This window comes from Streptomyces sp. NPDC032745 (genome assembly GCF_055579465.1).
This window is the reverse complement of record NZ_JBVING010000005.1, coordinates 301546-325057: the sequence shown is the minus strand read 5'-3', so window position 1 is coordinate 325057 and position 23512 is coordinate 301546. Positions and strand designations below refer to the sequence as shown.

The following is a 23512-nucleotide window of genomic DNA, read 5'->3' as shown; positions in this document are numbered from 1 at the left end:
GGTCTGAAGATGGCGCCCGAGGGCGAGGAGCAGGAGCGAGGCGGCGGCAGCGAGGCCGGTGAACCAGCGGGCACGGCGGAGGGTCATCGCGGCCTCCGAAGGCTGTCGAACCAGACGTCGGGGTCCGTCTCGAAGAGTCCGTCGGCGACGGTGGCGGCGAAGTCCGGGTCAACCGTCACCAGCCCGAGCGCCCGAACCAGCGGGGCGCCCAGCCGCGAAATGGCCTCCGGGTCACACAGGGCAGCCGACAGGACCGTCGTCTCGATGCGGGTCATGCCGCCTCACCCCAGTTCGTGGCCCGCATCCGGGCGAGGTGGGCGTCGATTGCGTAGGAGTCGATGACAGCCACCGACCACGCGGCGGGCGGTCCGAACAGCTCCTGGTAGTTCCGGTCCAGCGCGACCAGCACCCCCTGCAGTACGTCCTCCGGGCGAGGCTTCAGCTCGGCGCTCACGACTGGCCTCCGGCGGTCAGGTACGGGTAGCGGCAGGCGCCCTCGAACGGGCAGGAGGAGTCGGCGTCCAGGTCGAGGACGTCGTGTCGCCGCTCGGCCTTGCCGCCGGTCTTGGCGTATTCCTCCGGGGTCAGCCCCTGCTCAGCGGCGACCTGGGCCAGGTGCTCGGCCGCGGCGGCCTGCCGGGCCAGTTCCTCCGGCGACGGCTGGTACGGCTTGCGGAGCGCGGCCACCAGCTGCGGCAGCGGCATGTCCAGGCGGGCGATACCAGCAGCCGGGGTCAGCTCGGCGCGGGCCGGAGAGCCGGTGTCGATCGGGAGGATGTCAGGCACGAGACTCACCCGCCTCGAGCAGCGTCGCGGTGAATACGTCGATCACGCTCAGGCCAGTCAGTTCCTCGCGGGGCACGTAGATGCCGCGGCGCAGCCTGACGACCCGGATGTAATCGATCGCCGCCATCTCGCGGAGGGCGATCTGTGCGTCCTGGGCGGTGTAACGGTGCCCCAGGCCAGACAGGTTCAGCAGAGTCCCGGCAGCCTCGGAAACGGTGAGGAGAGTGCTCATCGGACGACCTCCGTTGCCTGCGGGTACGTCGCTAGCACCTTCGCTGCGGCGTGCATGTCGGCGATCGCGTACTCATGGCCCTCCGCGGTGAACGAGGTCCGGCACAGCAGCCAGCGGCTACGAGCCACCCGCATGTCGCGGGCCGCGTTCTTGATGCGATCCGGGTAGTGGGACTCGATCAGGTCCACGACCGGATCGGGCATGATGTGGTTCACGGGTCCTCTTCTCCTTGCATGTAGGTGCAGGTGAGGGGTGGATCGGGAGGCCTCGGCCGGCGGTGTAGAGACCGGCGGTCGGGGCCGCATAGCCGCAGCTAGGCGGCGGACTTGAACGGGGCTACGGTGAACTGCAGCGTGATGGCACGGATGTTCAGGCCCGAGAACCAGATCCGGTTGCCGTTGTTCACGTGCTCGATTTCCCGTCGGTAGGCCATCTCCAGGAGCTTGCGTCCCGAGAACGGGAGCCACTGGGCCGCCTCGATGGGCTTGTAGTGGAACAGCTCGCCTTCGACGGAACTCGGAGCCGGCAGGTTGGGGCGGATCTGAGGCGTCCGCGGCAGCTTCTCGATGGCGCTGGGGGCGCTCACTCTTCCTCCAAGTGCGTTATGTCAGGGATGCGCACTCTCAGTGCGTCCGCGACCTTGCGGATGTTGGCGTTGCCGAGTCCGGCCAGCCCCCGTTCGGCCTTGGACAAGTGGCCCTTGTCGATGCCTGTCAGGGCGCCAAGTTCTGCAAGGCTCATGTGCAGAGCTTTCCGGCGGAATCGGATTGCGCTTCCGTGCGGTCTCACGCTCTTAAAGCTAGCTTTCCGAGCCCTCTCTGGCAAGCCTGCGGGCTACGTTGGCGCTACTTTCGCGGAGCCTTGGGGCTACGCGCCCTCCACCGGCGTAGCCGTGCCGCGAGCTTTCGCGCCCCCTGTGCGCCCGCTTCATGCAACTTTCAAGCTTCGATTTCGAGCCTCCGTGCAGGTCAAAAGCCCGGATTGCGGCTAGGGGGTTGCATGGATGTCGTGCATCATGTGGAACCATGGGAGACCAGTGGCAGAGGCTCGGGCGAGCCATGGCGGAAGCGCGGAAGCGGAAGAACCTCACGCAGGTGGAGGTAGCTGATCGCCTCGGAGTGACGCGCACCCCGATTCAGGCGATCGAACGTGGGGCTGGATTCAACAAGGTCACCGGGACGATCCGGGCCTACGCGCAGCTGGTGGGCTGGACTGCGGATTCCCCGGAACTTGTCCTGCGAGGCGAGGAGCCACGGCTGGCCGAAGAAGGGCAGGGCTCCACATCGGCGGCACTCCCCTCCGCGGCCGGCCTGCCAATGACGGTCCAGGAAGAGTTGGAGCGGGACGCCCCCCTCGTTGACACCGAGGTGATTCATCTGCCTGACGGGACCAGCGTCACGGTGATCGCCAAGGGCGCTTCGAAGAACCCGACCCCTGAGGAACGGCAGCGGAACCTTGAAGCCTGGCGCCGCGTACAGACCGCGCTCCGCGAAATCAGCTACCCGACCGGACGCGACACCCCGTAGCGGAAGAGGGTCGGTTCTGTCACGCGAACCTCTCCCGCGTCACTAGCAAGTGTGGTTGCATTGAACTCGCTGACGGTGGGGCCCCAACTCGACGGGCGGGGTGACCCAGATGTGTGTTCATGTTCTGTGCGGATGCGTGCTTCCTGATAGCACCGGGGTGTGGGTCGACCTGACCGGTGAGCACAACTTCGTCTACGTCGACCCGAGCCTTTGTGACGAGCAGGGCCGCCTGACCCCTGCTGGAATCACCCTCGTGAACGCCCACTTGCGCGGCGTCGCCGGTGCTCCGTCACTCGAAACGGCCGTGCCCTGCGCGTAGCGCACCCACGGACAACCACGTTGCATCAGCATGGCTACCCCCTAGGAAAGGAGCTGTGCCATGGCCTGGGCCGAAAAGGTCTACAAGGTCCGCAACGGCAAGCAGACCAAGCAGTACACCTGGCGGGTCAAGTACAAGAAGCCCGACGGCACCACCGGGACCGAATCGGGCTTCCCCACCAAGGTGACCGCGGTGGAGTGGGGAGAGAACCAGGAGGCCGCCGTCCGCGCCGGTACCTGGATCGACCCCAAACTCGGCAAGAAGCACTTCGGGCTGTGGGCCCGGGAGTGGATGAAGGCCAGGGCGACCCGGCGCGGCAAGACGATCGACGGCTGGTGGCTCCTCCTGGAGCACATCATCTTCCCGAAGTGGGAGCACACGCCGTTGATGCAGATCAACTGGTTCGACGTCGAGGCATGGGCCACCAACCTGACGGTGGCCGAGTCGCGCGTCGACCACTCCGTGACCCTGATGTCCTCCATCCTCACCGGAGCCGTCGACTCCCGTCACATCCCAGTGAATCCGCTCTTCGGGCGCCGGCGCGGCAAGTCATCGGGCGGCGCCAACTCGAAGGGCAAGAGGAAGACCGAGCAAGAGGAGATGTGGGCCCCGCCGGAGGTCGTGATCGAGCTGGCCCAGCGCATGGGGCCGGCGAAGGGGCTGCACGTCCTGGCGACTGCCTTTACCGGTCTGCGGTTTTCGGAGGGCATCGGTCTCCATCGAGACGATGTACTGCGTACCAGAAGTCAGTCCTTCAAGGGCGGGATCTTCAGCTGCCCTACGATTCGCGTGCACCAGGAATACGTCGAGTACACCAGGCGGGCGGAGGATGGTGCCAAGCTCGGAACGGTCAAGGTGCTTGAGCCCCCGAAGAACGAGACCTCCGTGCGGAGCATCGACCTGCCTCCCTTCTTGGCGCGGCTTCTGCAGCACCACCTCGAAGACTGGCCCCACGACTTCGTGTTCTGCCAGCCCAACGGGAGGCCCTGGTGGACCGGAAACTGGTCTCGCCAGATGCGCCCCGCGGCAGACGGTCGTCCGGAGCGGGAGAAGCGGCAGGGCGTGTCGCACAGGGTGGCCTGGGAGCCCATCATGCCGGGGCTGGACATGAGGGCCTTGCGGCACACCCACGACACGTACCAAGATGAGATCGGCGTGCGACCGGCGCTGGCCTATGAGCAGGCAGGGCACCGTCGGCCGGGTATCAAGAGCGTCTATCAGCATCCGACGCCGGCGATGCGCCAGGAGAGGCTCGACGGTCTGGAAGAGATTTTCTGGAGCGGCATGCGCAGCCTGGGACTTCGAACTCTGTGGGGGAGGGTCGACCTCCTAAAAACCCCCCAAGCGGTGATCGAGGACTCGGCCGAAGCGGCTTAGGGGCTGGTCATCGGTGGTGAATCCCGAGAACCGCGCTGGTCTCCAAAACCAGATGTCGCAGGTTCGAATCCTGCCGCCCCTGCTTCCGTGAGCGGGTAGCTCACCGCCAAAGGCCCAGGTCAGACGCAATCTGCCTGGGCCTTTTACGAACTGATCGAGCTCCGGCGGCGTGCCGGGAGCGGGCGGGCGAGGTTTCAGGCCGCAGTGACCGAGCACGCGAAAGCCACCGGCCAGAAGCGCAACGAGCAGGCCTTCGTCCCCACGCCGACGCCGACATGCACCGGAATGCTGATCTTTCGCCAAGGTGAGGACGTTGTGGTCGTGCGGGCCGACCGTATGGGGGCGGGCAACGTCATCACGGCATACGGCTCGTCGGGCATCAAGGGCCCGTCCGGATTCACGGCGCTCGGTGGCTCGCCCACCGATCCCGGTGCGCCGATCACACACGCAGACGTAGTAGAGGGCAGGAATCCCGGGCAGGAACGGCTACCAGCCTCCCGCAGTGCAGGTGAGATGAGGTGGCATTCACCATGAGACTCACGATCGACGGCGACTGGACCGCAGCGGCGACCGGCGACCCGCTGCGCATCACCCCGCGTTTCATTTTTCGCGACTTCTCAGTGCGTATCGCGCCGTACGTGAGCATGGAGGAACGGGAGCGGTTCCTCATGGGCACTTTCGGCAGTACGGCATGGCTGTGGGACACCCCCGACGAACTCCGGTTCGATCCCGTCAGCCGGCAACTGGTCGGTGCCGAGTTCCAGATAGCCGGTGAGGCTGCTGACACCGAGGACTGCGCCCGCGTTCCCGCCACGCCCACCGTCCAGCCAGCGGGTGTTCGCGCGGACGAGGCTCGGGACTTCCGCCTTGAGGTGACCACGGAGCTCTGCCGCGCTCCCAGGGACACCGTGCTGACCTGCCTGCGCGATCTCGACGTCCTCGACGAGCCGCTGGAGGCCCGTGTCGGGATCGCACCCGACGTTGCGCTCCTCGTCCAGCACGGCGCCGTCGTCGGCTGGTGCCTCACGGATCCCGTGCGCTACCTGACCAGCGGTTTCGCCGCACCGGACCCGGCTCCTCCAGCCCCGGCCACCCGGCTGCTGTTCACCCGATGCCTGGACCTGGTCACGACATCGCTGTTCGATGAGGTGAGGGATCGGAACCCGGTCGCCCTGACCACACTCAGGGCGCTCGACCAGGCTCTACGGGGCCAGCGCGAGGACCGTCACCGAGCCGACGCCCTGCTCGCGCTCATCGGGGAACTGGTCGAGGACTACGGATGAGCATGAATCCGGCATTCGACGGCGGCTGGCGCGCGACGGTGACGGACGAACCGCTGCACATCACCCCCCGTTTCACAGGGGACTCCGTGCGCCTTGTGCAGTATGCGGACGAGAAGGAGCGCGAGCGGTTCGTCCTGGACACCTTCGGCAGCCAGCACTTCCTGTGGGATTTCCCCGACGTCCTCCGGTTCGACCCGAACAGCCGGCGGCTGGTCGGGGCCGAATTCCAGATGCCGTGCACGTCCCCCAACTGCGAGAGCACCGACCGCGTTCCCGCCCTGCCGGCGCTACGTCCCGGCGGGCTCCGCGCGGACGAGGTCCAGGACTTCCGGCACGAGATGTGCCCGGTGCTGTGTCGCGTTCCCGGGGACACCGTGCTGACCTCTCTGCGCGACCTCGATGTCCTCGACGAGCCGCTGGAGGCCCGCATCGGCATCGCCCCCGACCTGGCGCTGCTGGTCCAGCACGGCGTCGTCGTCGGATGGAGCCTCACAGATCCGGCGCACTACCTGACCACTCCCTACGCCGACCCCGACCTCGACCCCCCGTCCCCTGCCACCCGTCGGCTGCTCACCGAGTGCCTGGATCTGGTCACCGATCCGCTGATCTACGACGTGGAGGACCAGGACCCGGCCGCGCTGACCCGGCTGCGGGCCGCCGACGAAGCCTTGCGCGAGCAGCGCGAGGACCGCCGGCGAGTCGACGCCCTGACAGCGCTGATCGCCAACCTGGTGGACACCTATGGGAACTGGTGACGGCCCGGCCATCAACCCAGAGCGGTGCGCGTCGGTGCAGGTGACGGCGAGCAGGGGTCCGCTGGTGGCGGCCATGCTGGAGATCTGCTACTGATCTCAGCGGCGGAGCAGCGCCGGAGCGATTGAGGTGCGGGGGCAGACCAGCCGAATGTATCGGCGTTCACGAGGACCCCGAGGGCGATCGACTCCACCGGTCCCCCGTTCCACTGGTCTTTTCCGCATACGGGGAGAGGGCTGCGTCCCGATCCCTACGATGGTGGCTCCTCTTCGGGATGCGGGTGAGAGATGACGATGAACAGTGGCGACCGGCGCCGGGTCTGGCTTGCGGCGCTGGCCACCCTGACCGCGATCGCCGGGGTGCTGGCGACGCTGTGGGCCACGGACACCATCGGCGGAGACAGGAACGAATGCAGGAATCATGCCGTGTGCGGCCGCGACAACCAGACCAATTTCGGCGACGGTTCGAACACATCGACGGGGGAAGCCGGCAAATGAAGCAGTACAGCACCGTTGCCGCGCTCGCCCTGTGCACCGGATTCCTGCTGTTGGGTTGTTCCACGAACGAGTGCTCCGCCGGGTCGGTGTGCGGAGACAGCAACGCGGTCGGCCCGACTGCAACCCGTGACTCCAAAGCTTCGGACGCCGCGCCGCTGGCGTTCACAGTGGAGGAGGTGAACCCCTGGGACAGCTGCGACGGTGGTGCCGGGATGGTCTTCCTGAAGCCGCCCACACTGAACGAAGCGGCAGCCGAACTCGGCCGTAACAAGGCGGTCACCACTGCGGATGAGGCAGCGGCTTTTCATAAGAGGCTGGAGGCGTTCGGTAACGCCCATGGGGCCGTCACCGCCGACTACACGATCATTAAACTCAATGTGCAGGGGAAGACCGCACGCGCTGTCACGGTGAAGAACATCGCCATCAAGCCGCAGGAGACTCAGCCCCTCCCGAAGTCCAGCCTGCGTCTGAGGTACAGCGGGGCCTGCGGCGACGCCAACATGAGCCGCTTCGCGGCAAATCTCGACAAGAAGACACCCGCCCTCGCCTTCAAGGAAGGCCAAAGTGCTTCGGGGCAGATGCGCGTTCGCGGTTTCCCCGTGCAGGTGTCCGAGAGCGATACCGAGAATTTCGTCATCGTTGCCTTCACCTCGGCCGACGTGCACCGGTTCACGCTCTCGATCGAGTGGTCGAGCGACGGGGTCTCCGGAACGACCGAGGTGAGGAGGAACGACAAGAAGGAGTTCACGGTGGCTTCGGGCAATGGCGGGCAGCAGTACCTGTACGAGCAAGACGGCAAGTTCCACCCCATCACCAGCAAGATGGATCCCGAGGACCCCTTCGCGAACTAGTACCCGCCACCGCCGCAGCCCTCACCATCTGGCTCCAGCATGATCGACCGGACGAGTCCTAGCCGGCCGTGGGTTCCACGTAGCCGTACGGGCGGGTGATGATCTCCATCCCGTGGCCCGACGGGTCGAGGAAGTAGACGCCGCGGCCGCCGTCGTTGTGGTTGATCTCGCCGGGCTGCTTCATGTGCGGGTCGGCGAAGTACGGGACCCCGCCTGCCCGGATCTTCCCGAACGACACGTCGAATTCCTCCTCGGAGACGAGGAACGCGTAGTGCTGGACGGTGATGGACTCGGCCGGGGCGGTCGCGAAGTCGAGGGTGACGCCGTTGGCGGTGTCGACGGGGATGAACGGGCCCCACTCGGTGCCGACCTCGAGGCCGAGGATGTCCGCCAGGAACTCGGCGGCCTCCCTGTTGTTCCGGGAGTGGACGATCGTGTGGTTGAGCTGCACTGACATGAGTGAATGCCTCCGCAAGGCACATCACGGGCACCTCCATGTCTCACCCGGTCGGTGACCGACACGCGATGCCGTGATCACGATCCTAAACGCCACTTCCTGGTCGAGTCCACCGCATTCCGGTCATGGCGAACCCCCGTACACGGCCTTGACGTTGTCCTGGGCGGGATGCGTCCGCCCGGCCGGGCCCGCCGCGAACGCCCGCAGCAGGTTCTCCGTCACCCGGGTGGACAGCGCCCCGGCCCTCGCATCGAGGCCGTGGTTGGTCCCGTTGCGGCCGTCGCCCGTGGCGTCCAGGGCCTCCACCCAGCGCATGGTCCCGGTCGCGAACACGCCCGCGCCGCTCGGCACCGTGTAGTACGCCGTGTCCTGGTGGCTGGGCCGGCCCTCGCACACCACGGGGGAGTGGGCCAGGATCTCGATCGGCCGGGGCGTCGGGAACCCGGTGTTGACCCTGTCGTACTCCACCCCCACCAGGTGCGCGAAGCCATCGCCCGCCCTGACGCCGGTGCCCTCGAACAGCCAGTGGCCGGGGTGGGTCACCACGTACGGGGCGTCCACCGGGTAGCCGTCGTAGATCACGCCGAGCAGCGAACTCTCCGGGTCGGCGCCGGGCGCCGAGCGGAAGTCGACGGTGGCCGGGTGGCCCCGCTTGAATCCGGGGTCCTGGTCGTAGGAGGACTTGTAACAGACCACCGTACGGTCCGGCCCGAGATCGGAGGGCTCCAGCCGGATCCGGCGGAAGCAGCAGTTCGCCCCCAGGATCGCGATGTTGGTCCCGGCGTCCCGGGCGGCGGTGAAGTGGGCCCGCTGCTCGGGCGACCAGTACTCGTCGTGGCCGAGGGAGACCACCGCCGCTGCCCCTTCCAGCAGCCGCTTCTCCCGCGCCACGTCGGTGGTCGTCGCGTAGGCCAGCGGTATGCCGAGCCGTTCGGCGAGGGCGAGCAGCGGGGCCTCGTACACGAGGAACAGGCCCGCGCCGTCGTCGTACTCGTACGGCCGGTCGAACGTGACGCAGAGGGAGCGCGACGCGTAGCCGCCGCTGGGTCCGTCGTAGCTGCCGTACCCGCCCCACCGGTTGTACGCCTGCCAGGTCGCCACCGCGTTCACCACGACCGTACGGCCGGCGCTCGCCGCCGAGCGCACGGTGACCGGGACGAAGCGCTGGCCCTCGCCGCCCTGTGCGTCGAGCCGCAGCAGGTAGCAGCCCTCCGGCCAGTCCTTCGTGTCGACGGTGGTCGTACGGGGCCACCGGGTGCGGACCATCCGGGTCGCGGAATCCACCGTGTGTTCGGGCTGGCGTACCCCGGGCAGGGCCTCGGACCGCCACACCAGCCGGGCCCGGGCGCCGCCGTACCAGCCCATCCGGTAGGCGGAGACGGTGAACCGGGGCGCGGTGGTGGACACGTGCAGGCCGAAGGACTCGCCGGGCAGGACGCTGACCTTGTCGGCGAAGCCCTCGATGGCCCGGGCCGGGCCGGCCTTGGTCACATGCCAGTCGCCGTTCCCGGGCTTGGCGTTCTCGGCCTTGACATCGAAACCGGCCGGCCCGCCCTTGCCGCCCCGTCCGCCGGGCGTGGCCCCCTTGTCCTTGCCTGCGGGCCCGCCGTCAGCCCCGTCGGCGGCTCCGTTCCCGCAGCCCGCCACGGCCCCGAGCCCGGCGGCGGTCGCCGCACCCGTCGCGATCGTGAGGAAGCGCCGCCTGCCCGCGCCGTCGCCGTTGCCGGCCCCGGCTATGTGCTCCTGATCCATGGAGGGCACGGTATGTCACGCTTGGGGCAGCTCTGCTACCGGCCCGGCCGTCCTCCCTGACGGCCCGGCCCGCGCCCGTCTCCCGGCTCACCCCAGCAGCACCACCACCTGCTGGACCGCCCCCGCAGCCGCGGTGAGATCGCCGAAGCCGAGCCGCAACTGCGCGCCGGTGGCCTCCGAGACAAGGCTCGGCGGCCGCGTCAGCACCGCGGTGACGGGGCGGTTCCAGACCAGGGTCAGTGAGGTCAGTGCCCGGGCCGGGTCCGAGACGCACACCGCGGCCGTTCCGTCCGGTCTCTCCCGCACCGTCACCGAACAGGGTGCTCCCGCCTCCAGCGGGCCGGCCGACCCTGCCTGCCAGAAGTTGACCCCGGTGAAGCCCAGCGAGGGCACCGAGACGCCCTGGGCCCTCTCCGAGTTGGCGAGTACCGACAGCCACCCTGCAGTGGCGGCCCGGGCGCCCGTCCGGGCCGCCGTCGCCCCCGGCATCACCTGGTGGACGTACCCGGAGCCGGCCGGAGCCGTGCCGTGGTCGTACCAGAGGGCGAGGTAGCGGCGCGTCAGGGCCGTGGTGGATCCGCCGCGGTTGACGTCACTCCACCGGCCGGTGCGCTCCTCCCGCAGGGCTTTGAACGACCCCGGGCCCGACATCACGTACCCGCCGAAGCCGGCGAGGTGTGCCCAGCCGGGGGAGGGGAAGGCCGCCGACCAGCCGAGCGCGGTCGGCTGGACCGTGCCGCCCACGGTCAGGGCATGCGTGCCCGAGGCGCCCAGATTGCGGTTGTCCACCACCGTCTCGACCGCGGCGCCGTCCGAGCAGCGGATCCCGGCCCCCAGACAGACGATCGTGTCGTCGAGGAAGAACCAGGACTTGAGGGCCGTGAGCGTACTGCCCAGGCCCCGCAGGTGCTGGCCCAGCGAGGCGAACTCCCCGTCGGTCGTACCGCCCACCCACGCCACGTCGGGCCGGGACGCCCCCCAGTCGCCGCCCGCCCCGTCGGCGAGCACCTTCCGCGACACGGTGGTCCCCGGCAGCCGGTACGGGTCCACCGTGGGCCAGAAGGCATCCGAGTACTGGCCGTTGCCGTAGGTGGCCCCCCACCAGGAGAGCATCCCGCTCCCGGTGTGCCAGCCGCGCAGGTTCTCCCCGTTGCCCGTCTCGTAATGGGCGATCCGCTTCGATGCCATGGACAAAGAGGCCGCCCAGCCGGGCCGCCGGTGGGTGGCCCGGTCCATGGACGCGAACAGCCGGTGCCCGACCGGCTCGGGCAGTGCCGTGACCGACGGGTCGGACCCGACCTCCGCCAGCCGGGAGAGGGAGGACAGCGCGAGCGCCGTGTCCGCGAGCGGGGGACTGTAGTAGTCCCGGGCCATCCACCCCTTCACCAGCCCCCGCCAGCGTGCCCGCTCGGCGGTGCTCGCGCCCTCCGCGAGGAGCAGGACCGCGGCGAGCACCGCATGCCCCCGGGCATGGTCGTCCTGCTGGACCTGCCGCGGGTCGGCGACCAGCAGACCCCGGCTCACCGCCCGCCCCGACACCGCGTCCATGACCAGCCCGTTGAACAGGAACGGCGCCCACGCCCGCTCCACCGCGTCGAAGGCGATCTGCGCCCCGGGGTCCGTGACCTGCCACGCACTGCCCTTCAGCAGAGCGAACAGCATCCCCAGCCCGCCGAGCAGCACCGCACCGTACGTCCCCGTGTACGGCACCCAGGTGTGCTGGACGAACGACCCGTCCCGGTAGAGCCCGTCGCCCGCGGTGACGTACGGGAACACCGGCGCGAGCGCGTCCCGGGCCAGGGCGATCTTCGCCGAGTCCGCGCCGACCACCCCGCGCAGCGCGAGCACCCGGCACAGGTCGACCCGGTTGGCCCCCGTGCTGGTCCCGGTGTACGAGCCGACCGCCGAGTCCGGGACGAAGTGGTCGACGGCCGCGCAGGAATCGGCGAGCCGGGCGGCCGGCAACTCCTCGTACAGCAGCACGCACAGGTCCAGCAGGGCCTGCGGGGCGCCGATCTGCCAGCAGTACCAGTTGCCGTACCGCACCCGGCCGGCGTGGTAGACGTCCGTGTGCAGATGGTCCAGCCCGGTCAGCAGGGCCGAGCGCAGCGCGCCGGCCCCGGTGACCCCGGTTCCGGGCCGGACGTAGGCTTCCGCCATAGTCCGTAGCCGGTAGTAGCTCTGCATCATCATCTCGGGGTCGCTGCCGTACCCCAGATCGGGCCAGAGGGAGCCGGCCGCCGGAGCCATGGCGGAGCGCCATCCGCCGGCCAGGGCGCCGAGATCGGCCAGTCTCGAACGGAACGGCTCGGCTGCGGCCGGGATGTCACCGCCCAGGACGAGACCGCGCCACACCGCCCTCATCGCGTCGTGGACCTCACCCGTCTGCGCAGCCCCCGCCCGCACGGCGGGCGCTCCCAGCAGGAGCGCACCCCCGCCCGCGGCGGAGAGGAAGGCGCGCCGACTCCACACGTCTGTCATCGCTTGCTCCTTGTCCGATCCCGTACCGATGTCCGTACCGGTCCCCGCCGGCCCGTCACTTGCCCCGCCCGGCCTGCCTCACGCCACGTGCTCGCGGTAGCGGTCGATCACCTCCCTCAGCACCTCGGAGCCGTCCCGTGCCCACAGCCCCGGATGGAAGATCTCCACCTCCACCGGGCCCCGGTAGCCGGCCTCGTCCGCCAGCTCCCGGAACGCCCGCAGATCGATGCAGCCGTCGCCCAGCTGCCCCCGGCCCAGCAGCACCCCCGCGGGGAGCGGGGTCACCCAGTCGGCGACCTGGAGGGACACGATCCGCCCGCCCGCACCCGCCCGGCGCAGATCGGCCGGCAGCCGCTCGTCCCACCACAGGTGGTACGCATCGGCGACCACCCCCACCTGCCGCGCCGGGAACTGCTCGGCGATGTCCAGCGCCTGGCCGAGGGTGGAGACCACACAGCGGTCCGAGGCGAACATCGGATGCAGGGGCTCGATGCCCAGCCGTATCCCGTGCGCGGCGGCCCACGGGGCCAGCTCGCCCAGGATGTCGGCGATCCGCCGCCGCGCCCCCGCCAGGTCCCGGTCGCCGTCGGGCAGGCCCCCCGAGACCAGGACCAGCGCGTCGGCGCCCAGTTCGGCCGCCTCCTCCACGGCTCGCCGGTTGTCCGCGAGGGCCACCGCCCTGCCCGCCGGATCGGCGGCGGTGAAGAACCCGCCGCGGCACAGTGAGCTGACCCGCAGCCCGGCCCCGGCGATCAGTTTCGCCGTCTCGCGCAGCCCGAACTCCCGGACCGGATCCCGCCACAGCCCGACCGCGCCCACCCCGGCCTCCGCGCACCCGGCGACCAGCTCGGGCATCGACCACTGCTTGACCGTCTCCTGGTTGAGGCTGAACCGGGCCGGTGCCGGCCCCCGGCTCATGACGCCACCCCGTACACCGCGAGGAGCTGCCGCATCCGTGCCTCGGCGAGCTCCGGATCGGGGAACAGGCCCAGCAGATCGGCCTGTTCGTACGCGGTGGCCAGATGGGGGAGCGGCCGGGCCGACTGCAGCCCGCCCACCATCGTGAAGTGCTCCTGGTACCCGGCGAGCCAGGCCAGCAGCACCACCCCCGTCTTGTAGTAGCGGGTCGGCGGGGCGAACAGGTGCCGGGACAGCGCCACCGTCGGATCCAGCAGCTCCCGGAACCCTGCAGGATCGTCCCGGTCGAGGGCGAGCGCAGCACGGGCGGCCAGCGGGGCGATCGGGTCGAAGATGCCCAGCAGCGCATCGCTGCCGGGCTTTCCCTCCCCGTCCCCGGCGATCAGTTCCGGATAGTGGTAGTCGTCGCCCGTGTAGCAGCGGACGCCCGGCGGGAGTCTGCGCCGGATGTCCCGCTCCCGCTCCGCGTCCAGCAGCGAGACCTTGACCCCGTCCACCTTCTCCGGGCGGTCGGCGATGATCTTCAGGAGCACCTCGGTGGCCGCATCGAGTTCGGCGTGGCCCCAGTACCGGGCCAGCTCCGGGTCGAACATCGGGCCCAGCCAATGCAGTACGACCGGCCGGGCGCTCTGCCGCAGCAGTCTCCCGTACACCTCCAGGTAGTCCTCCGGGCCGCGCGCCGAGGCCGCCAGGGCGCGGGAGGCCATCAGTACGGCCCCCGCCCCGCACGCCTCGATGTGCGCGAGCTGTTCCTCGTACGCGGCGGTGATCGCGGCCGGCGAGTGCCCGCCGCCCGGGGGGAGCTGGTCGGTGCCCGCGCCGCAGACGATCCGGCCGCCCACCGCCAGGGCCTCGGCGGCCGAACGGCGGATCAGCTCCGCGGCGGCCGGCCAGTCCAGGCCCATCCCGCGCTGCGCCGTGTCCATGGCCTCCGCGACCCCGAGGCCCTGCGCCCACAGCCGGTGGCGGAACGCCAGCGTCGCGTCCCAGTCCACCACCGGACCGGCCTGCGCCGAGCCGCCGGCCGAGGCGGTGAGGGGATCCGCGACCACGTGCGCGGCCGCATAGAACCTGCGGCTGCGTGCCGGGCCGCAGACCAGTGGCGCGAGCGGATCGGTGCCGGGCCGGTGCAGGCGGTACCCGCCGTCCGCCGAGGGGAGCCGGATGCTCACAGGACCACCTCCGGCACCGGCAGCCGCCGGCCCTCCGCCGAGGACCGCAGCCCCAGCTCGGCGAGCTGAACCCCGCGCGCACCGGCCAGCAGGTCCCACTGCCAGGGCTCGTCGAGCACGACATGGCGCAGGAACAGCTCCCACTGAGCCTTGAAGCCGTTGTCGAACGGGGTGTTGTCCGGGACCTCCTGCCACTGGGCGCGGAACGCTTCCGTCTGCGGCAGATCGGGATTCCACACCGGCTTGGGTGTCGCCCCGCGGTGCTGGATGCGGCAGCCGCGCAGCCCGGCGACCGCCGACCCCTGTGTCCCGTCCACCTGGAACTCCACCAGCTCGTCGCGGTGGACCCGCACCGCCCAGGAGGAGTTGATCTGCGCGACGGCACCGCCCTCGAGCTCGAACACTCCGTACGCGGCGTCGTCCGCCGTCGCCTCGTACGGTTTGCCCTCCTCGTCCCAGCGGCGGCCGATGTGTGTACGGGCCAGGGCCTGCACCGTGCGGACCCGGCCGAACAGCTCGTGCAGCAGGTACTCCCAGTGCGGGAACATGTCGGCGACGATGCCCCCGCCGTCCTGCGCCCGGTAGTTCCAGGACGGCCGTTGGGCCGGCTGCCAGTCACCCTCGAAGACCCAGTACCCGAACTCCCCGCGCACGGACAGGATCTCGCCGAAGAAGCCGCCCTCGATCAGCCGCTTCAGTTTCAGCAGGCCCGGCAGGAACAGCTTGTCCTGGACCACGCCGTGCTTGACCCCGGTCGCGGAGGCCAGGCGGGCCAGCTCCAGCGAGGACGCGAAGGTCAGTGCGGTCGGTTTCTCGCAGTACACGTGCTTGCCCGCCGCCACGGCCTGCCGGACCGCGGCCTCGCGGGCGCCGGTGACCTGCGCGTCGAAGTAGATCTCGACCTCGGGGTCGGCGAGCACGGCCGCCAGGTCCGTGCTGACGTGCTCCAGTCCGTGCTCCTCGGCGATGGCCCGCAGTGCCGACTCCCGGCGCCCGACCAGCACCGGTTCGGGCCACAGCACCCTGCCGTCGCCCAGATCCAGCCCGCCCTGCTCACGCAGGGCGAGCAGTGAGCGGACCAGATGCTGGCGGTATCCCATCCGCCCGGTCACTCCGTTCATGGCGATCTTGATCGTCCTGCGTTCCACGGTGTCCCCTCCTTCGTGCCGGCTCTCGGTCTTCTTCGTGCTCGCTCGTGCCCTCGTGATGGAAAGCCCGATGGAAAGCCTGATAGAAAGCGCTTTCACTTCCGTCAGGCTAGGGCCGGGAATCCTGCCCCCGCAACACTCATTCGGGTGATGGAAAGCGCTTTCTGAATCGGTGACTATGAGAGGGGACGCACCGGATGAGACGATGACCCGGGACGAGCAGGAGGGGGTGCAGGATGGCGGTGACTCTCGCCGAGGTCGCGGCGCACGCGGGCGTATCGCCCGCGACGGTCTCGCGGGTGCTCAACGGCGGATACCCGGTGGCCGGGGGCACCCGGACCCGTGTGGAACAAGCCGTCGAAGACCTCGGCTACGTGGCCAACGGCCCCGCCCGCGCCCTCGCGGCCGCCACCTCCGACCTGGTCGGCGTCCTCGTCCACGACGTCGCGGACAGTTTCTTCGGCATCCTCGCCGGATCCCTGCAGAGCGCCCTCGCGCCGGCCGGCCGGTCGGACGCCCGCCGGCTCGCCGTCGTCTGCAACACCGAGGGCGACCCCGCGGCCGAACTCGCCTACCTCACCCTGCTGGAGGGCCAGCGGGCCGGCGGGGTCGTGCTGACCGGCGGCGCCGTGGAGGAGCCCGGGCACACCGCCGCGCTCACCGCCCGCATCACCCGAATGGCGGGCACCGGCGCTCCCGTCGTCCTGTGCGGTCGGCCCCCGCTGCCCGTACCCGCCGCACTGCCCGTGGCCACCGTCATGTTCGACGACCGCGGCGGCGCCTTCCGCCTCGCCGAGCACCTGCTGACACTCGGCCACCGGCGCATCGCCTACGTCGCCGGCCCCCCGGGACTGAGCACCACCCGGGAGCGGCTCGGCGGACACCGCGAGGCACTGCGGCGCCACGATCCCGGTCTGCCCGCAGCCTGCGATCCGCTCACCGTGCACGCCGGCTTCGAGCGCTCCGCCGGCTACGACGCCACCCGCGAACTGCTGCGCCGCGGGGCACCCTTCACCGCCGTCGCCGCGGCCAACGACACCGTCGCCACCGGAGTGGCCGCGGCCCTGCGCGAAGCCGGTCTGCGCATCCCCGAGGACGTCTCCGTCGCCGGCTTCGACGACCTCCCCTTCTGCGTGGACACCGCCCCCGCGCTCACCACCGTCCGGGTACCGCTGCGCGAGGCGGGCATGCTCGCCGCCCAGCTGGTCACCGGCCGCAGACCGCTGCCCCCGGGCGGCATCACCACCCTGCCCACCGAGCTGATGGTGCGCGGCTCCACCGCGCCGCCCCCGGCCGACGGGAGCCGGCCGTGAGGTACGCCTTCTCCACGCTCGGCCTGCCCGGCACGCCGCTCGACCGGAGCGCCGCCCTCGCCGCCGCTCACGGCTACGACGGCCTGGAACTGCGCGCCCACCCCGAGGAGCCCCTGCACCCCGACAGCCCGCCGGCCGACCGCGCGGCGGGTCTGCGCACCCTCACCGCCGCCGGAGTCGGCGTCCTCGGGGTCGCGGGCTACGCCCGGGTGGCCGCCCCCGGCGCGGACGGCCCGGTCCTCGCCGAACTGCACGGCCTGGTCCGGCTCGCCGCCGACCTCGCAGCCCCGTACGTCCGGGTGTTCCCCGGCGGAGCCGGGCAGTCCGCGGCCGTCGCCGATGCGCACGCCGTTCGCCGCCTGGCCGCCGCCGCCCCGTTCGCCGAGCTGCACGGCGTGCGGATCCTGCTCGAGACGCACGACTCGCACCGGACCGGAGCAGCCGCCGGGCGGGTGCTGGACCGGGTCGCGCATCCCGGCGCGGGCGCGCTGTGGGACGTACTGCACACCTGGCTCGGCGGCGAGTCCCCGGCCGAGACGCGGCGGGCCCTGGCCCGGCACCTGGGCTACGTACAGGTGAAGGACGTGGCATCGGCGCAGCAGCTCACGCCCCTCGGGCTCGGCGCCGGAGTGCTGCCGCTCGCCGAGGCGGTGGCCGCCGTACCGCCGGACGGCTGGCTCTGCTGGGAGTACGAGAAGCGCTGGTATCCCGGCGCCGCCGAGCTGCCGGGACAGCTCGCGCGGGGCCGGGAGTACCTCGAGAGCTTGGCGGCGACGGTGACGGCGACGGGGATCGCGCCTCAGGCCGAATAGGCGAGCCGCCCGCGGTCGACGCCGTAGCGGAAGCCCAGGCCCATGGCGTACCGCTCCAGCTCCTCGACCGCCGTCGCCGCCAGCCGGTCCAGCTCCCCGCCCAGCGAGCCCGCCACATGCGGGGTGAGCAGCACGTTCGGGAGGTTGTACAGCGGGGAGCCGGTGGGCAGCACCTCGGGCTCGGTGTGGTCGAGCACGGCGTGCAGCCGTCCCGCGACCAGCTCCTCGGTCAGCGCCACGGTGTCGACGAGCGTGCCCCGCGCGGTGTTGACGAGCGTCGCGCCGTCCGGCATCAGTGCCAGCCGGGCGGCGTCCAGCAGATGGCGGGTCTGGGGGAGCGCGGGAGCGTGCAGGCTCACCACGTCGCTGCGGCGCAGCAGTTCGTCGAGCGCGCAGGACTCGCCGCCCAGCACGGCGAGCTCGGCCGGGTCGGCGTACGGATCGTGGACGAGCACCCGCAGGTCGAAGGGGCGCAACAGCTCCATGACGCGCCGGCCGATGAGCGAGGCGCCGACGATGCCGACGGTGCGGTGGTAGTTGCCGACGGCCGGGTAGCGGCGCAGCAGGTCGATCGGCCCGCGCGCCGCCCGGTAGGCGTGGGCGGATTCCAGGACCCGCTTGTTGGCGAACAGGATCGCGGCGAGCGTGTACTCGGCGACCGGTACGGCATTGGCCGCGGCCGCGCTGGAGACCACCAGCCCGCGCTCCCAGCAGGCTTCCGTGACATGGTGTTTGACGCTGCCGGCGGCGTGCACCACGGCGCGCAGCCGCGGCATCCGGTCCAGCGCCTCGGCGTCGAGCGGCGGGCAGCCCCAGCCGGTGAACAGCACCTCGGCCTCTGCGAGGCGGCGGTGGAGCTCGGGCTCGTCGTGGTCGAAGCCGGTCAGGAGCAGATCGGCGTCCACATCGGCGACCCGGACGAGCTCGGGCAGCATCCGGCCGCTGAGGACGGCGGCCCGGGTGCCGGGGCTCATGGCGAGCACCGTGGCGGGGCGACGCCGGGGGAGGAGGCGGTGGGTCACTTGACGGCTCCTGCGGTGAGACCCGAGCGCCAGAACCGCTGCAGGCCGAGGAAGGCCAGCACGAGCGGGACGACGGCGACGAGTGAACCGGTGATCACCAGGGGATAGAGCTCGGGCTGCTGGTAGACGCTGCGGTTCCACATGAACAGGCCCAGACTGACGGGGTAGAGCCGCTCGTCGTTCAGCATGGTCAGCGCGCCGTAGAAGTTGTTCCAGATGGCCGTGAAGGTGAACAGGAAGATGGTCACAAACCCCGGCCACAGCATCGGGAACGACACGTGCGCGAACAGCCGCAGTTCACCCGCGCCGTCGACGCGGGCGGCGGCCAGCACCTCGTCGGGGACGTAGCCCTCGGCGAACACCCGTGCCAGGTACACCCCGAAGGGGTTGACCAGGGCGGGCACCAGGTAGGCCCAGTACGTGTTCACGGCGCCGGCGGCCGAGGCCATCATGTACAGCGGCAGCTGGAGCACGGTGGCGGGGACCAGGATCCCGGCGAGGACGACGCCGAACAGCTTCTCCTTGTGCCGGAACTCGTAGGCGTGGAACGCGTAACCGCAGCCCACGCTGATGAGGGCCGAGAGGGTGGAGCCGACGACGGTGTAGAGCAGGCTGTTGGCGAGCCAGCGGCCGAAGATGCCGTCGTTGTACGTGAAGACCTCGCCGAGGTTGGCGAGGAGGCTGAAGTCCCCCGGGGCGTACGGGTCGGTGGCGAAGAGATCGCGGCGGTTCTTGGTGGCGGCCAGGACCAGCCAGGCCAGGGGCATCAGGGTGTAGGCCGCGACGAGGAGGAGCGCCGCGTTGACGGCGGTACGGGAGAGCAGGGCGCTCTTCGGTGTGAGGCGGGTCGGGGCCGGGCCGGGGGCAGGGCCGCGGGACGGGGGCGCGCCCTCGGCCGGGGCGAGCGGGGCGGTCATGCGGACCTCCAGCGGTTGCCGAGCTTCGTGACGACGTAGGAGGCGGCGCCGGCCACCAGGGCGAGGAGCAGCGCGCTCGCGGCCGCCAGCCCGTAGTCGTGGCCCTTGAAGGCGGCGCTGAAGATGTACATGGTCGGGGACCAGGACTCGCCCATCTCGGTGGCCCGGAGCTGGAGCAACTGCGGGGCGTCGAAGAGCTGGACGGCGCCGACGCAGGTGAACAGGACGGTCAGCACGAGGGTGGGCCGGATGCTCGGCACCTTGACCTGGAAGGCGGTGCGGATGGCTCCGGCGCCGTCCATGGTGGCGGCCTCGAGGGTCTCGCGGGGGACGGCCTGGAGCCCGGCGTAGAAGATGATCATGTTGTAGCCCATCCACTGCCAGGCCGAGATGTTGACCACGGACAGCAGGGCCTCGTCGCGGCCGAAGAAGTTCCAGGAGGTCCCGGCCGAGCCGAGGACGTCGAGGACGGGGCTGAGGCCCGGCGTGTACAGGTAGAGCCAGATCATCGCGGCGATCAGGCCGGGGACGGCGTGCGGCAGGTAGAAGGCGATCTGGAAGAACCGCCGGGCGCGGGCGAGGGCGGAATCCAGGAGCAGGGCGAGGACCAGGGCGCCGCCGACCATGACGGGGATGTAGAGCAGGCAGTAGACGGCGACGTGGCGGAACGAGGCCAGGAAGAGGGGATCGGACAGGGCCTTGGTGTAGTTCCCGATTCCGCTGAAGACCTGCCGGGCTCCGCCGAATCCGAGGCCGGACTGCTCCTCGCGGAAGAGGCTGAGCCAGGCGGCGTACCCGATGGGGGCGAGGGTCACGACCGCGAAGAGGAGGAAGAACGGCACCATGAACCCGGCGGCCGCAGCGCCATTGCCTCCGGCGGTTCGGCCGACGCAGGCCGGCTGCGCGGAGCGGTGTCCGACTGCCGAGCGGGTGGGCCCGGGGGCCGAAGCCGCCCCCGGGACTCCCGCCGGTCCGACGCGGGAGACGTGCGCTCCCGCGCCCGTGCTGCCGGCCGGGCCGACGGTACCCGCGGCCGGGCCGACGGTGCCCGTGGCCGGGCCGGAGCCCGCGGTCGGGCCGGAGCCCGTGGCCGGGCCGGTGCCCGTGGTCGGGCCGGTGCCCGTGGCCGGGCCGGAGCCCTCGATGAGGCCGGAGCAAGCGGTGGAGCCGGAGCAAGCGGTGGGGCCGGACTCTGCGCCCCGGCTGGTGCCTGCGCCCCGGCTGGTGCCTGCGCCCGAGGTGGTGCCTGCGGCTGGGGCGGTCGTAGCCGGAGGCACGGGCCGGGTCTCGGGGGTGTGCATCAGCCGGCCAGGCCCAGGCCGCGGTCCCTGATGGCCTTCTCGGCGGCCGACTGGCCCTCGCCGAGGGCCTTGACCAGGTCCGGGCCGGCCGCGTTCTGCGCCGAGTTGACCTGGAGGTGGACCGGTCCCCACGTCCAGCCCGGCACGATGGTGGCCGCGGCGGCGCCGGCCAGGCCGTACGGGTCCTGGCCCTCGAAGTACGCCGTGTCGAACAGCTTCGCGGCCTCGGCCCGCATCTCGGCATTGGCCGGCAGGGCGCTGCTCGGCGACTTCAGCGAGCTGAGCCGCGCCTTGATCGCCTCCGGCTCGGTGGTGACCCATTTGATGAACTCCGCCGCCGCCCCGGTCTGCTTGCTGCCCTTGGGCACGATGTACGAGGTGCCGCCGTACATGCCGGTCGCGGGCTTGCCGTCCCAGGTCGGGAGCGGGGCGATGCCCCACTTCCCCTTGAGGTCGGGGTAGTTCGCGAGGAACGTGCCCGCCGTCCAGGCGGCGCCGATGACGGTCGCGACCTGCCCGGACGAACGTTCCTTCGCCTCGCCCTCGCCCCACAGCGGGGTCTTCGACGCCACCCCCGAGGCCATCAGGCCGTTCCAGTACTCCGCCACCTTCTTCGAGGCGGGGTCGTCGATCGCGACCTTCCACTTGTCGCCCTCGGTGCCGTACCACCGGGCCCCCGCCTGCCAGGAGAGGCCCGCCAGCACCGCCGGGTCGCCGCCGCCGAAGTTCGTGATCCTCACCGACGGGTCGGCCTGGTTGATCTTCTCCGCGGCCGCCTTGTACTCGTCCCACGTCTTCGGCACGGCCACCCCGTGCCTCTCGAAGATGTCCTTCCGGTAGAAGAGCTCCAGCGGGGTGACGTCGAACGGCACGGCCCACGTCTTGCCGCCCAGCTTCACCAGGGACTGCACCGCCTCGGGGAACTTCTCGGAGACGAGCTTCCCGGACGTCGCGCTCAGGTCCTCCAGATTGCCGCCACTCGCGAACTCCGGGAGCGCCGAGTAGTCCATCGTCGCGATGTCCGGCGCGTTGCCGCCCTTGACCGCATTGGCCAGCTTGGCCGCCCCGTCGGGGCCGCCCGGCACCGCCGAGAACTGCACCCGGATGTTCGGGTGCGTCTTGTTGAAGGCGTCCGCCGTCTGCTGCGCACCCGCGGACGAGGACCAGTACGTGACCGTGACCGGCTGCTCCGGCGAGCCGCCGGCCGTCCCGGCCGCGCCCGGCTCCGTCTCCCCGCCGCACGCGGTGGCGAGTAGGGCGAGCGAGGCGACCGAGGCGGTCAGGACGAATCGGGGCGTGCGGGAGGAACGGAAGCTGCGCGACATGGAGTGACTCCTACGGACGACCGCAGACGGCGGCGGATGGGAGAACGCGGCCCATCTTTTGTGCGTACAAGCACACCGTCAAGAGCGAATGCGCAACTCGATCGAAATGATCGATCCGAGAGTCCCCTCCTGTTCCTTATGAGCGGATCGTCAGCCGGGGGAGCAGCTCCAGATGCTGCCGCGACCCCGCTTCCTGCCCCGCGTCCAGCCCTTCGCCCGCCACCGTCAGCCGGTCCAGCAGCAGCCCCGCCGCCCGCGCCCCCACCTCGTGCTTGGCCGGCGCCACCGCCGAGAGCGGTACGTCGGCCAGCCCCGCCACCTCGTCGTCGTAGGTGATCACCGCGAGGTCCTCCGGTACCCGGACCCCACGCGCCTGGAGCCTCGGGATCAGCATGATCGCGTCGGTGTCGCTGTGGATCAGCGCCGCGGTCACCCCACCCGCCGTCACCGCCTCGCACAGGTAGTCCAGCGTCCGCGCGAACAGCTCCGCGTCCGAGAACGGGCCCGGCCCGGCCGCCGCCCACGGCGGGGCCGGCTCCAGCCCGAGCGCGGCCACCGCCGCCTCGTACCCGGCCCGCAGCCGCGGCGTCGTCGGCGTCGCACGGCTGGCCAGCGCGATCCGCCGGTGGCCCCGCTCCACCAGGTGCTGCACCGCCGCCGCAGCGCCGTGCGCATGGTCGGAGGCCACCCGGTCCAATGCCGCGGCCGGATGCCCGGGCGGGGCCCACCGCTCCACCAGCACCGTCGGAACCGGCAGCTCCGCCGTCCATGCCCCCTCCCCGGGGCCGGGCGAACCGGCATCCCAGTTCGGGGTGAGCAGCAGCCCGTCCGCCCCGGTGGACAGCAGCCGGTCGGCCTGCGTCCGGTCCTCGCCGGGCAGGTACCGGGTCAGGCCCACGGTCAGCCGTGCGCCCCGCGCCTCGACCACCTCACGGGCTCCGCGTACGACCTCCGCGTAGTAGTACTCCGTGGTCGGCACCACCATCCCGATCACCAGCCCCTCGGCATCCGCCCGGACCGGCGACCGGCTCCCGCCCGGTCCGGGGGCCGGCGCCGAGGCCGCCGAAGCGCCCGGCCGCCCGGCCTCCACCCGGCTGATCACCCCGTGCATCCGGTGGATCTCGCCCCGGGCCGCCATCGCCTCGATGTCGCGCCGCAGGGTGACCGGCGAGACGCCCAGCTCCTGCGCCAGATCCGCCACGCGCACGCTGCCCCGCGCCCGGACGAGCGCGAGCACCTGCGCCTGGCGCTGGTCCACATGTGGTCTCAA

Annotated in this window: 28 protein-coding genes and 1 tRNA gene; 11 read left to right on the top strand and 18 right to left on the bottom strand. The window is 71.1% G+C overall.

Annotated elements, in window-relative coordinates; all coding sequences use genetic code 11:
- Nucleotides 1-83 precede the first annotated feature (83 nt).
- From ACZ5WG_RS15525 to ACZ5WG_RS15495, 7 genes are all read right to left on the bottom strand, one after another.
- The gene (locus ACZ5WG_RS15525) at nt 84-275 is read right to left on the bottom strand and encodes a hypothetical protein (protein WP_468723445.1); all 192 of its coding nucleotides are present in this window, start codon (nt 273-275) and stop codon (nt 84-86) included.
- Nucleotides 272-454 (bottom strand): hypothetical protein, encoded by a 183-nt coding sequence (locus ACZ5WG_RS15520; protein ID WP_468723443.1) that lies wholly within the window; start codon nt 452-454, stop codon nt 272-274. Before ACZ5WG_RS15520 ends, ACZ5WG_RS15525 begins: the two co-directional genes overlap by 4 nt.
- A complete protein-coding gene (locus tag ACZ5WG_RS15515; protein WP_468723441.1) occupies nt 451-786 on the bottom strand; it encodes a hypothetical protein in 336 nt (111 codons plus the stop codon). The genes ACZ5WG_RS15520 and ACZ5WG_RS15515 overlap by 4 nt, the downstream gene beginning before the upstream one ends.
- A complete protein-coding gene (locus ACZ5WG_RS15510) occupies nt 779-1018 on the bottom strand; it encodes a hypothetical protein (RefSeq protein ID WP_468723440.1) in 240 nt (79 codons plus the stop codon). Before ACZ5WG_RS15510 ends, ACZ5WG_RS15515 begins: the two co-directional genes overlap by 8 nt.
- Nucleotides 1015-1233, bottom strand: coding sequence for a hypothetical protein (locus tag ACZ5WG_RS15505; protein WP_468723438.1), 219 nt, complete (start codon nt 1231-1233; stop codon nt 1015-1017). The genes ACZ5WG_RS15510 and ACZ5WG_RS15505 overlap by 4 nt, the downstream gene beginning before the upstream one ends.
- Before the next feature lie 98 nt (nt 1234-1331).
- The gene (locus ACZ5WG_RS15500) at nt 1332-1604 is read right to left on the bottom strand and encodes a hypothetical protein (RefSeq protein ID WP_468723436.1); all 273 of its coding nucleotides are present in this window, start codon (nt 1602-1604) and stop codon (nt 1332-1334) included.
- Nucleotides 1601-1807, bottom strand: a complete 207-nt coding sequence (locus ACZ5WG_RS15495) for a helix-turn-helix domain-containing protein (protein ID WP_468723435.1) — start codon at nt 1805-1807, stop codon at nt 1601-1603. Before ACZ5WG_RS15495 ends, ACZ5WG_RS15500 begins: the two co-directional genes overlap by 4 nt.
- A gap of 236 nt (nt 1808-2043) precedes the next feature.
- Between ACZ5WG_RS15495 and ACZ5WG_RS15490 the strand changes: the two genes are divergently transcribed.
- The 9 genes from ACZ5WG_RS15490 (at nt 2044) to ACZ5WG_RS15450 (ending at nt 7624) form a co-directional block, all read left to right on the top strand.
- Complete coding sequence (locus ACZ5WG_RS15490; protein ID WP_468723433.1) at nt 2044-2544, top strand: helix-turn-helix domain-containing protein; 501 nt, start codon at nt 2044-2046, stop codon at nt 2542-2544.
- Nucleotides 2545-2680: 136 nt separating this feature from the next.
- Nucleotides 2681-2863, top strand: coding sequence for a hypothetical protein (locus tag ACZ5WG_RS15485; RefSeq protein WP_468723431.1), 183 nt, complete (start codon nt 2681-2683; stop codon nt 2861-2863).
- A gap of 60 nt (nt 2864-2923) precedes the next feature.
- A complete protein-coding gene (locus ACZ5WG_RS15480) occupies nt 2924-4240 on the top strand; it encodes a hypothetical protein (RefSeq protein WP_468723429.1) in 1317 nt (438 codons plus the stop codon).
- Nucleotides 4239-4322, top strand: a tRNA-OTHER gene (locus ACZ5WG_RS15475). The genes ACZ5WG_RS15480 and ACZ5WG_RS15475 overlap by 2 nt, the downstream gene beginning before the upstream one ends.
- Nucleotides 4323-4444: 122 nt before the next feature.
- Complete coding sequence (locus ACZ5WG_RS15470; RefSeq protein WP_468723427.1) at nt 4445-4774, top strand: hypothetical protein; 330 nt, start codon at nt 4445-4447, stop codon at nt 4772-4774.
- A complete protein-coding gene (locus ACZ5WG_RS15465) occupies nt 4771-5523 on the top strand; it encodes a hypothetical protein (RefSeq protein ID WP_468723426.1) in 753 nt (250 codons plus the stop codon). Before ACZ5WG_RS15470 ends, ACZ5WG_RS15465 begins: the two co-directional genes overlap by 4 nt.
- Nucleotides 5520-6278, top strand: coding sequence for a hypothetical protein (locus ACZ5WG_RS15460; protein WP_468723424.1), 759 nt, complete (start codon nt 5520-5522; stop codon nt 6276-6278). Before ACZ5WG_RS15465 ends, ACZ5WG_RS15460 begins: the two co-directional genes overlap by 4 nt.
- Nucleotides 6279-6563: 285 nt before the next feature.
- The gene (locus tag ACZ5WG_RS15455) at nt 6564-6773 is read left to right on the top strand and encodes a hypothetical protein (protein WP_468723423.1); all 210 of its coding nucleotides are present in this window, start codon (nt 6564-6566) and stop codon (nt 6771-6773) included.
- Nucleotides 6770-7624 carry a hypothetical protein gene (locus ACZ5WG_RS15450; protein WP_468723421.1) on the top strand — a complete coding sequence of 285 codons (855 nt, stop codon included), beginning with the start codon at nt 6770-6772 and terminating at the stop codon, nt 7622-7624. The genes ACZ5WG_RS15455 and ACZ5WG_RS15450 overlap by 4 nt, the downstream gene beginning before the upstream one ends.
- 58 nt (nt 7625-7682) lie before the next feature.
- On the opposite strand, the gene ACZ5WG_RS15445 is transcribed toward ACZ5WG_RS15450, so the two are convergent.
- The 6 genes from ACZ5WG_RS15445 to ACZ5WG_RS15420 form a co-directional block, all read right to left on the bottom strand.
- Nucleotides 7683-8081, bottom strand: coding sequence for a VOC family protein (locus ACZ5WG_RS15445; protein ID WP_468723420.1), 399 nt, complete (start codon nt 8079-8081; stop codon nt 7683-7685).
- Between the two features lie 123 nt (nt 8082-8204).
- Complete coding sequence (locus ACZ5WG_RS15440) at nt 8205-9833, bottom strand: N,N-dimethylformamidase beta subunit family domain-containing protein (protein WP_468723419.1); 1629 nt, start codon at nt 9831-9833, stop codon at nt 8205-8207.
- Nucleotides 9834-9920: 87 nt separating this feature from the next.
- Nucleotides 9921-12314 carry a polysaccharide lyase 8 family protein gene (locus tag ACZ5WG_RS15435; protein WP_468723417.1) on the bottom strand — a complete coding sequence of 798 codons (2394 nt, stop codon included), beginning with the start codon at nt 12312-12314 and terminating at the stop codon, nt 9921-9923.
- 78 nt (nt 12315-12392) lie between these two features.
- Entirely contained in the window at nt 12393-13232 is an 840-nt protein-coding gene (locus ACZ5WG_RS15430) for a sugar phosphate isomerase/epimerase family protein (protein ID WP_468723416.1), read from the bottom strand.
- On the bottom strand, nt 13229-14404 hold the full coding sequence (locus ACZ5WG_RS15425; RefSeq protein ID WP_468723414.1) for a dihydrodipicolinate synthase family protein: 1176 nt from the start codon (nt 14402-14404) through the stop codon (nt 13229-13231). Before ACZ5WG_RS15425 ends, ACZ5WG_RS15430 begins: the two co-directional genes overlap by 4 nt.
- Nucleotides 14401-15525, bottom strand: coding sequence for a Gfo/Idh/MocA family protein (locus ACZ5WG_RS15420; protein WP_468723921.1), 1125 nt, complete (start codon nt 15523-15525; stop codon nt 14401-14403). Before ACZ5WG_RS15420 ends, ACZ5WG_RS15425 begins: the two co-directional genes overlap by 4 nt.
- A gap of 263 nt (nt 15526-15788) precedes the next feature.
- Between ACZ5WG_RS15420 and ACZ5WG_RS15415 the strand changes: the two genes are divergently transcribed.
- Entirely contained in the window at nt 15789-16865 is a 1077-nt protein-coding gene (locus ACZ5WG_RS15415) for a LacI family DNA-binding transcriptional regulator (protein WP_468723412.1), read from the top strand.
- Nucleotides 16862-17677, top strand: a complete 816-nt coding sequence (locus ACZ5WG_RS15410) for a sugar phosphate isomerase/epimerase family protein (protein ID WP_468723411.1) — start codon at nt 16862-16864, stop codon at nt 17675-17677. Before ACZ5WG_RS15415 ends, ACZ5WG_RS15410 begins: the two co-directional genes overlap by 4 nt.
- Here ACZ5WG_RS15410 and ACZ5WG_RS15405 read toward each other — a convergent pair.
- The 5 genes from ACZ5WG_RS15405 to ACZ5WG_RS15385 all read right to left on the bottom strand — a co-directional run bounded on the left by ACZ5WG_RS15405 (nt 17665) and on the right by ACZ5WG_RS15385 (nt 23512).
- Nucleotides 17665-18651 carry a hydroxyacid dehydrogenase gene (locus tag ACZ5WG_RS15405; protein WP_468723919.1) on the bottom strand — a complete coding sequence of 329 codons (987 nt, stop codon included), beginning with the start codon at nt 18649-18651 and terminating at the stop codon, nt 17665-17667. The genes ACZ5WG_RS15410 and ACZ5WG_RS15405 overlap by 13 nt on opposite strands.
- A 44-nt stretch (nt 18652-18695) precedes the next feature.
- The gene (locus ACZ5WG_RS15400) at nt 18696-19616 is read right to left on the bottom strand and encodes a carbohydrate ABC transporter permease (RefSeq protein ID WP_468723409.1); all 921 of its coding nucleotides are present in this window, start codon (nt 19614-19616) and stop codon (nt 18696-18698) included.
- Nucleotides 19613-20461, bottom strand: a complete 849-nt coding sequence (locus ACZ5WG_RS15395; protein ID WP_468723917.1) for a carbohydrate ABC transporter permease — start codon at nt 20459-20461, stop codon at nt 19613-19615. Before ACZ5WG_RS15395 ends, ACZ5WG_RS15400 begins: the two co-directional genes overlap by 4 nt.
- A 455-nt stretch (nt 20462-20916) precedes the next feature.
- Complete coding sequence (locus tag ACZ5WG_RS15390) at nt 20917-22242, bottom strand: ABC transporter substrate-binding protein (protein WP_468723408.1); 1326 nt, start codon at nt 22240-22242, stop codon at nt 20917-20919.
- 136 nt (nt 22243-22378) lie between these two features.
- The gene (locus ACZ5WG_RS15385; RefSeq protein WP_468723406.1) at nt 22379-23512 is read right to left on the bottom strand and encodes a substrate-binding domain-containing protein; all 1134 of its coding nucleotides are present in this window, start codon (nt 23510-23512) and stop codon (nt 22379-22381) included.

Excerpts from the sequence above, each read along its gene's own strand:
- ACZ5WG_RS15525 (WP_468723445.1), bottom strand. The coding sequence starts at position 275 with ATGACCCGCATCGAGACGACGGTCCTGTCGGCTGCCCTGTGTGACCCG.
- ACZ5WG_RS15510 (WP_468723440.1), bottom strand. The coding sequence starts at position 1,018 with ATGAGCACTCTCCTCACCGTTTCCGAGGCTGCCGGGACTCTGCTGAAC.
- ACZ5WG_RS15490 (WP_468723433.1), top strand. The coding sequence starts at position 2,044 with ATGGGAGACCAGTGGCAGAGGCTCGGGCGAGCCATGGCGGAAGCGCGG.
- ACZ5WG_RS15480 (WP_468723429.1), top strand. The coding sequence starts at position 2,924 with ATGGCCTGGGCCGAAAAGGTCTACAAGGTCCGCAACGGCAAGCAGACC.
- ACZ5WG_RS15465 (WP_468723426.1), top strand. The coding sequence starts at position 4,771 with ATGAGACTCACGATCGACGGCGACTGGACCGCAGCGGCGACCGGCGAC.
- ACZ5WG_RS15460 (WP_468723424.1), top strand. The coding sequence starts at position 5,520 with ATGAGCATGAATCCGGCATTCGACGGCGGCTGGCGCGCGACGGTGACG.
- ACZ5WG_RS15455 (WP_468723423.1), top strand. The coding sequence starts at position 6,564 with ATGACGATGAACAGTGGCGACCGGCGCCGGGTCTGGCTTGCGGCGCTG.
- ACZ5WG_RS15450 (WP_468723421.1), top strand. The coding sequence starts at position 6,770 with ATGAAGCAGTACAGCACCGTTGCCGCGCTCGCCCTGTGCACCGGATTC.
- ACZ5WG_RS15445 (WP_468723420.1), bottom strand. The coding sequence starts at position 8,081 with ATGTCAGTGCAGCTCAACCACACGATCGTCCACTCCCGGAACAACAGG.
- ACZ5WG_RS15440 (WP_468723419.1), bottom strand. The coding sequence starts at position 9,833 with ATGGATCAGGAGCACATAGCCGGGGCCGGCAACGGCGACGGCGCGGGC.
- ACZ5WG_RS15435 (WP_468723417.1), bottom strand. The coding sequence starts at position 12,314 with ATGACAGACGTGTGGAGTCGGCGCGCCTTCCTCTCCGCCGCGGGCGGG.
- ACZ5WG_RS15430 (WP_468723416.1), bottom strand. The coding sequence starts at position 13,232 with ATGAGCCGGGGGCCGGCACCGGCCCGGTTCAGCCTCAACCAGGAGACG.
- ACZ5WG_RS15420 (WP_468723921.1), bottom strand. The coding sequence starts at position 15,525 with ATGAACGGAGTGACCGGGCGGATGGGATACCGCCAGCATCTGGTCCGC.
- ACZ5WG_RS15415 (WP_468723412.1), top strand. The coding sequence starts at position 15,789 with ATGGCGGTGACTCTCGCCGAGGTCGCGGCGCACGCGGGCGTATCGCCC.
- ACZ5WG_RS15405 (WP_468723919.1), bottom strand. The coding sequence starts at position 18,651 with ATGAGCCCCGGCACCCGGGCCGCCGTCCTCAGCGGCCGGATGCTGCCC.
- ACZ5WG_RS15400 (WP_468723409.1), bottom strand. The coding sequence starts at position 19,616 with ATGACCGCCCCGCTCGCCCCGGCCGAGGGCGCGCCCCCGTCCCGCGGC.
- ACZ5WG_RS15395 (WP_468723917.1), bottom strand. The coding sequence starts at position 20,461 with ATGGTGCCGTTCTTCCTCCTCTTCGCGGTCGTGACCCTCGCCCCCATC.
- ACZ5WG_RS15390 (WP_468723408.1), bottom strand. The coding sequence starts at position 22,242 with ATGTCGCGCAGCTTCCGTTCCTCCCGCACGCCCCGATTCGTCCTGACC.